Source organism: Scopulibacillus cellulosilyticus (genome assembly GCF_042665295.1).
GTDB classification, from domain to species: domain Bacteria; phylum Bacillota; class Bacilli; order Bacillales; family Sporolactobacillaceae; genus Scopulibacillus_A; species Scopulibacillus_A cellulosilyticus.
On record NZ_JBHTCO010000042.1, the window covers coordinates 129,495 to 137,800 of the forward strand.

At 39.6% G+C, this 8,306-nt stretch carries 7 protein-coding genes, 1 tRNA gene and 1 other annotated feature; of the genes, 7 read left to right on the plus strand and 1 reads right to left on the minus strand.

What is annotated here, in order from left to right; genetic code table 11:
- Window positions 1–38: 38 nt before the first annotated feature.
- Window positions 39–983 (minus strand): YaaC family protein, encoded by a 945-nt coding sequence (locus tag ACFQRG_RS19670; protein ID WP_380969340.1) that lies wholly within the window; start codon window positions 981–983, stop codon window positions 39–41.
- Window positions 984–1,113: 130 nt separating this feature from the next.
- On the opposite strand from ACFQRG_RS19670, the gene guaB reads away from it, so the two are divergent.
- The 7 genes from guaB (at window position 1,114) to ACFQRG_RS19705 (ending at window position 8,075) form a co-directional block, all read left to right on the plus strand.
- On the plus strand, window positions 1,114–2,571 hold the full coding sequence (guaB, locus tag ACFQRG_RS19675) for an IMP dehydrogenase (RefSeq protein ID WP_380969342.1): 1,458 nt from the start codon (window positions 1,114–1,116) through the stop codon (window positions 2,569–2,571).
- Between the two features lie 130 nt (window positions 2,572–2,701).
- On the plus strand, window positions 2,702–4,066 hold the full coding sequence (locus tag ACFQRG_RS19680) for a D-alanyl-D-alanine carboxypeptidase family protein (RefSeq protein WP_380969344.1): 1,365 nt from the start codon (window positions 2,702–2,704) through the stop codon (window positions 4,064–4,066).
- A 98-nt stretch (window positions 4,067–4,164) separates the two neighbouring features.
- Window positions 4,165–4,644: a GNAT family N-acetyltransferase gene (locus ACFQRG_RS19685; protein ID WP_380969346.1), complete on the plus strand. Its 480-nt coding sequence runs from the start codon at window positions 4,165–4,167 to the stop codon at window positions 4,642–4,644.
- Between the two features lie 127 nt (window positions 4,645–4,771).
- Window positions 4,772–5,656 (plus strand): pyridoxal 5'-phosphate synthase lyase subunit PdxS, encoded by an 885-nt coding sequence (gene pdxS / locus ACFQRG_RS19690; protein WP_380969349.1) that lies wholly within the window; start codon window positions 4,772–4,774, stop codon window positions 5,654–5,656.
- A 13-nt stretch (window positions 5,657–5,669) separates the two neighbouring features.
- A complete protein-coding gene (pdxT, locus tag ACFQRG_RS19695) occupies window positions 5,670–6,251 on the plus strand; it encodes a pyridoxal 5'-phosphate synthase glutaminase subunit PdxT (protein WP_380969351.1) in 582 nt (193 codons plus the stop codon).
- 78 nt (window positions 6,252–6,329) lie between these two features.
- Window positions 6,330–6,558 (plus strand) — a binding site (T-box leader).
- 41 nt (window positions 6,559–6,599) lie between these two features.
- On the plus strand, window positions 6,600–7,886 hold the full coding sequence (serS, locus tag ACFQRG_RS19700) for a serine--tRNA ligase (protein WP_380969353.1): 1,287 nt from the start codon (window positions 6,600–6,602) through the stop codon (window positions 7,884–7,886).
- A gap of 96 nt (window positions 7,887–7,982) precedes the next feature.
- A tRNA-Ser gene (locus ACFQRG_RS19705) sits at window positions 7,983–8,075 on the plus strand.
- Window positions 8,076–8,306 lie beyond the last annotated feature (231 nt).

Here is an 8,306-nt window from a genome sequence, read left to right on the forward strand (position 1 = left end):
TCGCCAACTTCCCGTCATAAAGCTTTAAAGATGGCTATTCAAATTACACCTAAGTAATGGCTGATAAAAAAAGGGATTTTAATTGCTGTCACATCTAAAAAGGCATGAATAAAGGACAAATCCGGCGATGACTTTTGATAATGAAGTTCATACCACCATTCTGTCTCATAGCGGCTGATCATGCTAAGGTTATACAGGATAATATAGTGAACAAGAATCTCCGGCAGATCAACTCTCTCTTTACTGCAGGAAACCATGTAATCTCCGGTAAGACTGTATTGAAAGGGATCCGCGTAAATGGGCGTTAACTCCTTTTTCAGCTTCAAAATTAATAAATTTTTGTCTGAACTGCAGCTTATGCCATATTTATTTAGGTTCTGGCAAAATCTATCTACTGTCATATGCCATTCATCAAGAATATTGATCGGAAGGATATATTGACATTTTTGCTTTGGAATTAAGGGATGATAAAAGGCTTTTTTTTTCATTCGTTTAAATAATTCATTAAGTTCGGGTATGTTTTTTAATAAAAGTCCCATACAATATTTTTTGCCCTCTAATGGTTTCATGTGAAACATGAGTTTAGCCAGGTGAGAGAATAAGCCGGTTTTTTGAATCCTGACAGCATCATCAAAAAAAGCATAACCATATTTTTTTTTCTTTCTTGAAGAAACCCCATGTGCAAGAACATTTGCCTTATCCGGGTAATCAACATCCGCGGTTAGAAGCCATGCTTTTAATAACTGAATCATTCCGTAAAATAATAAGACAGGTTTTAACTCATAAGGCGCTTGTTCTGCTTGTAAATAAAACATTTTTCCATGTTGGAGATAGTAGCAAAATGGATAGCCATTTTTATAGCTGTTTGCCGCAGGTTCAGGCAAGTTTTGGTTTTCGTAGCAGTTTTTTAAATAATGTTGGCTGTAATGTACCGATAAATATGGATAAAAATTTGACCAAATAGAAAAGATATTCTCCATCATATAGCTCTCCTACTTTTTAGAATAATTGAACATCTGCTACTTACCTTGACAGTAGTATATCCAATTGATAAGCTACTAATAAAAATTTTCGACAAGGTCCAATAATAAGCCAGAGGATGAGGTGACATATATGTGGGAAAATAAATTTAAAAAAGAGTCGTTAACTTTCGATGATGTTCTTTTAATCCCTGCTGAATCAGATGTATTGCCAAAAGATGTTTCAGTTAAGACCAAACTAACAGAGACATTGCAGTTAAATATCCCGATCATCAGTGCGGGAATGGATACGGTCACAGAGGCGGAAATGGCTATCGGAATGGCCCGTCAAGGCGGACTGGGTGTCATTCATAAGAATATGTCCATTGAAGAGCAAGCTGAGCATGTAGACCGCGTTAAGCGCTCTGAAAGCGGCGTTATCACAAACCCGTTCTTTTTGACCCCTCAAAATCAAGTCTTTGATGCTGAACATCTTATGGGGAAATACAGAATTTCCGGTGTACCCATCGTTGATGAAGAACAACGTCTGGTTGGCATCATAACTAATCGTGATTTAAGATTCGTTCATGATTATTCGACAAAGATCGAAGAAGTTATGACGAAGGAAAACCTCATTACTGCTCCTGTAGGTACAACCCTTGAAGAAGCTGAAGGAATTCTTGAAAAGTATAAAATAGAAAAGCTGCCGCTGGTCGATGACAACGGTATTCTAAAAGGACTTATTACTATAAAGGATATTGAAAAAGTTATTGAGTTTCCTAATTCCGCTAAGGATTCCCAAGGGCGTCTGCTTGTTGCCGCGGCTGTTGGTGTAACAAATGATGCTATGGTTCGTATTGAGAAACTTGTAGAAGCCGGTGTTGATGCTATTGTCATTGATACAGCTCACGGCCATTCCAAGGGTGTCATTGACAAGGTAAAGGAGATACGCAAAGCTTATCCCGAACTTAATATTATTGCAGGCAATGTAGCTACACCTGAGGCAACTCGCACACTTATTGAAGCAGGCGTTGATGTTGTAAAGGTTGGTATTGGACCTGGATCTATTTGTACCACTCGTGTTGTTGCCGGCGTCGGTGTACCTCAAGTGACAGCCATTTATGATTGTGCAACAGAAGCAAACAAACATGGTGTTTCAATTATCGCTGATGGGGGCATTAAATTCTCTGGAGATATTGTAAAGGCGCTTGCTGCCGGCGGACATGCTGTCATGTTAGGAAGCTTGCTTGCCGGTGTGGAAGAAAGTCCTGGCGACAAAGAAATTTATCAAGGACGGCAGTTTAAAGTTTATCGCGGTATGGGATCGGTTAGCGCTATGGAAAAAGGAAGCAAGGACCGTTATTTCCAAGAAAACCAGAAGAAATTGGTCCCGGAAGGCATAGAAGGACGTGTTCCTTATAAAGGACTGCTCAGTGACACCATTCATCAATTAATCGGCGGTCTGCGTTCCGGTATGGGTTATTGCGGGACAAAAACGATTCAGGACCTACGGGAAAAAGCACAATTTACACGCATTACCGGGGCAGGATTAGTTGAAAGTCATCCACATGATGTACAAATTACAAAAGAAGCACCTAACTATTCACTTTAAGGGGAGATTCCCTTACTAATTGAAGTTTTACTATGACTATTTTGTGGCAGAGTTTATTCTCTGCTACTTTTTTTGATTTTAGTGTGTTAAAATACCGGTTGTGTGAATTTTTTTGGAGGTGTGTTTTGGGGTGAATGTTAAAAAACGTTTACGACAAATAGCAATTAGCTGTTTAATTTGTTTACTGGCAATATCAGCTGTCGGGCAATTGCCGAAACAAGTACATGCTGAATCAGTTAACAGTAATGCGCTTAATGTTAAAGCGAAATCCGCAATTCTTGTCGATGCCAATACAGGTCAAGTATTATATTCGAAAAATGCCGATGTGATGCTGCCGCCGGCAAGTATGACAAAAGTAATGACTGAATACCTTGTTATGAAGGCGATACATAGCGGTAAAATCAGCTGGAATACGAAGGTCAATATTGATAATAAAGTTTATGCTATTTCACAAAACAGAGAGTTTTCTAACGTTCCTTTAAGGAAAGATTATCAATATACTGTTAAGGACTTGTATTATCCGATGGCCATTTATTCCGCCGATGCTGCAGCGGTTGCATTAGCTGAAACTATGGGCCACGGTGATGAAAAGAACTTTGTTGATATGATGAATAAGGAAGCTAAAAAGTTAGGTATGAATCATACCAAATATATAAATGCTTCAGGGTTAGATAATGTCGATTTAGGCAAAAACCGTGCATACGGAGGGCCAAATGACAGTGACCTTGTGACGGCACGCGACTTGGCCAAATTAACATATCACTTAGTCAAGGAATATCCTGAAATATTGAAAATTGCTAGCATACCTCAACGGAATTTCACAGCTGGTGTTAATAAACCAATCAAAATGGTCAATTGGGATTGGATGCTGCCGGGTTTGGGACAAAATATGGCGAAGTTCACTTATCCGGGATTAGACGGCTTGAAAACCGGCCACACAGATTTAGCAGGTTATTGCTTTATAGGAACGGCTAAGCGAAACGGGCATCGTCTCATATCTGTTGTCATGGGTACTAATTCAGAAACTGCACGTTTTACAGAAACGAAAAAGCTCTTGAATTACGGATTTGACCAATTTAATCTGAAAACACTTGTGAAAAAGGGCCAAACGATTAAAGGACATCAAACATTGCCGGTTTCTAAAGGTAAAGATAAAGAAGTTAAAATTGCTGCAGGCGAACCTCTGAAATTAGCAGTTAAAAACGGTGAAGATAACAATTATAAAGTATCGGTTCACCTTGATAAATCAAAGTTAAACAGCGATGGAAAGTTAGAGGCTCCAGTTAAAAAGGGCCAGCAGGTAGGCTATCTAACTGTGTCTTATAAAGGACAACAGGGCAATGATTTCTTATATAAAAACGGTGCGAAAATACCGGTGGTTACTGCTGAAGCGGACGATAAAGCCAATTGGTTTGTTCTGTCAATGAGGTCAGTTGGCCACTTTATTTCCGGTATATTTTCAAGCGCCTTTGGCTTAGTAAAAGGCCTGTTTTAATACAAATACAAATCCCCTTTAACAATAATTGTTAGAGGGGATTTTTTATTCCAGCTCTTATGGTAGAATAATGAAAAAAATAAAAGAGTTGGTGAGCGATGATTATTAGGCAAATGAGGAGAAAGGATATTCCTGGCATTCAGAAAGTTGCTGAAATAAGCTGGCATGATACATATGATGGTATTATTCCGATATCTGTACAGGACCGTTTTCTTGAACAAGCTTATTCAAACAAATCAATGAAGCAGCGTTTGAAAAGGTCCTTAATGCTTGTCGCTGATGCGGGCGTTCATCTGGCAGGGTTTGCTAACTTTTCTTTTATTAATCAAGATGGAGAATCAGAATTAGGGGCCATTTATCTCTTACCTGATTACCAAGGACAAAAAATTGGCAGTCAATTGCTTGCGAAAGGTATTGAAAGTCTTAAATCTGTAAAACGAATAGCCGTTCATGTTGAAAAGGATAATAAAAAGGGGTTTTACTTTTATCAATCAAAAGGTTTTGTCGTGACAGATACTTTTGAGGAACAATTCTTTGATTGCAAGCTCCAAACGATAAAAATGGTATTAAAAATTTGAACAAGTTATGAAAGGAATATATTGATATTATTTTAGTGGTAGTCTTATGAAGTGTTTTCATGTAATATAGTAATATACAGCCAATTCGTAATGGTATTTGTATTTGAATAATAGGGAGGAAATAGATATGGCACAAACTGGTACAGATCGCGTAAAACGCGGTATGGCTGAAATGCAAAAAGGCGGCGTCATTATGGACGTTGTTAATGCAGAACAAGCAAAAATAGCGGAAGAGGCAGGCGCTGTTGCCGTTATGGCTTTAGAAAGGGTTCCTGCTGATATCCGTGCAGCAGGCGGCGTTGCCCGTATGGCTGATCCGACTATCGTAGAAGAGGTTATGAATGCGGTATCAATACCGGTTATGGCTAAAGCGAGAATCGGTCATATTACTGAAGCGCGTGTACTTGAAGCGATGGGTGTAGACTACATTGACGAAAGTGAAGTTCTGACACCGGCTGATGACCAGTTTCATATAAATAAAAGTGAATATACAGTTCCGTTTGTTTGCGGATGCCGTAATCTTGGAGAGGCAGCCCGCCGCATTGGTGAAGGTGCTTCCATGTTAAGAACTAAAGGCGAGCCTGGAACAGGCAATATTGTTGAAGCAGTTCGTCATTTAAGATTAGTTAATGCACAAATCCGCAAGGTTCGGGGCATGTCAGAAGACGAATTAATGACTGAAGCAAAAGAACTCGGCGCACCTTATGAAATTTTACTGCAAATCAAGAAAGAAGGCCGCCTTCCGGTTGTTAACTTTGCTGCCGGCGGTGTTGCAACACCTGCGGATGCAGCTCTTATGATGCAGCTTGGCGCAGACGGTGTCTTTGTTGGTTCAGGTATTTTTAAATCCGATAATCCTGCAAAATTTGCAAGATCAATTGTTGAAGCAACAACACATTTTGAAGACTACAAATTAATTGCTGAGTTGTCTAAGGGTCTTGGAACAGCAATGAAAGGTATTGAAATGTCTACTTTAGACCCGTCACAACGCATGCAAGATCGCAGTCATTAAGGAAGGGTATATCATGACATTTAAAATTGGCGTCTTAGGGCTTCAGGGAGCGTTTCGTGAACACGCAAAAGCGCTTGAAGCGACAAACACAGAAGTCTCGATCGTTAAGAGAGTACACGAACTGGAAGGTTTGGACGGGCTTGTTATTCCTGGCGGCGAGAGCACAACAATGAGACGATTAATGGATAAATATGAATTATTTGATGCCATTAAACAATTTGCTAATGAAAAGCCGGTCTTCGGTACTTGCGCAGGTTTGATTTTAATGGCTAAAAAGATCGATGGACAAAAGGGTCCTCATCTTGCTTTGATGGATATCAATGTTAAGCGAAATGCCTTTGGAAGACAAGTGGAAAGTTTTGAAGCTGAACTTGATATTAAGGATGTCGCTGATAACTTTGTCGGTGTCTTTATTCGTGCGCCATATATTACTGAAGTAGGCGAAGATGTAGAAGTTTTGGCAACATACGACGGTAAAATTGTCGCTGCAAGACAAGGACATTTCTTAACAGCGGCATTTCATCCCGAGCTGACGGACGATAATCGTTTCCATCAATATTTTGTTGAAATGGTGAAAGGGAAAGTTTTAGTATAATTTTTTGAAAGTCATCTTTAAGTATAACTTGAATTTTTCCTGTAAATAATGTAAATTAAATAAATAAAACCATTTTACAAAAAAGCAATGATGGGAAAAAGTAACAAATGCCGTTTTGCATAGAGAATCGGTGGTTGGTGCAAACCGATCAAAGCGCGTTGTGAATCCGTCCCTGAGTTGAAATGCTGATATAGAATTACTTTATTAGGCATTTCCGGTTGACAGGCCGTTACCTGTTTAAGCGGCCGATGATTGAATGATCCATCGGCAACTAGGGTGGCAACGCGGGTGAACTCTCGTCCCTTTCTTAAGGGATGGGAGTTTTTTTATTTTGAAGGAGGATTAATTATGCTCGATTTAAAATTTGTACGGGAAAACTATGATGAAATTAAAGCTAAGCTGAATAAGCGCGGTGAAGATTTAACAGACTTTGATAAATTTAAGGATTACGATGATAAACGTCGAAAGCTTATTCAAGAAACGGAAAAGCTAAAAGCAAAACGTAATGAAGTATCCCAAGAAATAGCTAAGAAAAAACGTGAAAAGCAGGATGCTGATGACCTTATTAAGGAAATGCGCGAAGTTGGCGATAATATAAAATCTCTTGATGGCGAATTGCGCACTGTTGAAGCTGATCTTGAAAAATTAATGTTGTCAATCCCGAACATTCCTCACGAATCTGTACCGGTCGGTGAGGATGAAGAAGATAATATTGAAATCAGAAACTGGGGTAATGTACCGGAGTTTGACTTTGAAGCTAAGCCGCACTGGGATTTGGCTTCTCAATTAGGCATCCTTGATTTTGAAAGGGCGTCCAAAGTTACCGGCAGCCGTTTTGTTTTCTATAAAGGGCTTGGAGCGAGATTGGAAAGAGCGCTTATTAATTTTATGATGGATCTTCATCAGGAAGAACACGGCTATACGGAAATGCTGCCGCCATATCTTGTTAACCGTACAAGTATGACAGGGACTGGCCAATTGCCTAAGTTTGAAGAGGATGCCTTTAAAATCCGTGAAGAAGATTATTTCCTTATCCCGACAGCTGAAGTGCCTGTCACTAATTTCCACCGTGACGAAATTCTAGATGGCGAACAATTGCCTTATGCTTATGTCGCATTCAGCTCTTGTTTCCGCTCTGAAGCAGGTTCTGCCGGAAGAGATACAAGAGGTCTCATCCGTCAGCATCAATTTAATAAGGTTGAGTTAGTTCGGTTCGTCAAACCTGAGGATTCGTATGATGAATTAGAAAAATTAACAGGCCATGCTGAAAAAGTGCTTCAGCTTCTTGGACTCCCATATCGCGTTATGAGCATGTGCACAGGAGATCTTGGATTTACCGCCGCTAAAAAATACGATTTAGAGGTTTGGCTGCCAAGTTATAATACTTACCGTGAAATTTCTTCTTGCAGTAATTTTGAAGCCTACCAGGCGCGCCGTGCAAACATCCGTTTCCGCCGCGATTCAAAAACCAAATCAAAGCCGGAATTTGTCCATACGTTGAATGGATCCGGTTTGGCAATCGGCCGGACGGTTGCCGCCATTTTAGAGAATTATCAGCAGTCTGATGGCAGCATTGTTATTCCGGAAGTACTGAGACCTTACATGAGAAATGTTGAAAAAATAGAAGCAAAATAATTTTGATGAGCGTAAGCGGATGCTTGCGCTTATTCATATAAAAAATAAATGCTTGTTTTAAGTCCAAATGTATATTATAATTTTACGTGTCACAAAGGAGGAGTACCCAAGTCCGGCTGAAGGGATCGGTCTTGAAAACCGACAGGGGCTTAACGGCCCGCGGGGGTTCGAATCCCTCCTCCTCCGCCATATACAATGCTAAGTAAGTAAAATATCGAAATCAATTAAGGTCATTCAGCTTGGTTGAATGGCCTTTTTTATATTTTCAAGGGAATTTTTACATCAACTTTTTAAAAAAGGCTCTATAATATTTGTTGGGGTATGAGAAAAATTAAAACAAAAAAATACACGCAAGCTCCTTAATCCTTTACACTTGAATTGTCCAGAAACAAGAGAAGGATAGGAGTTACGTGTATATGC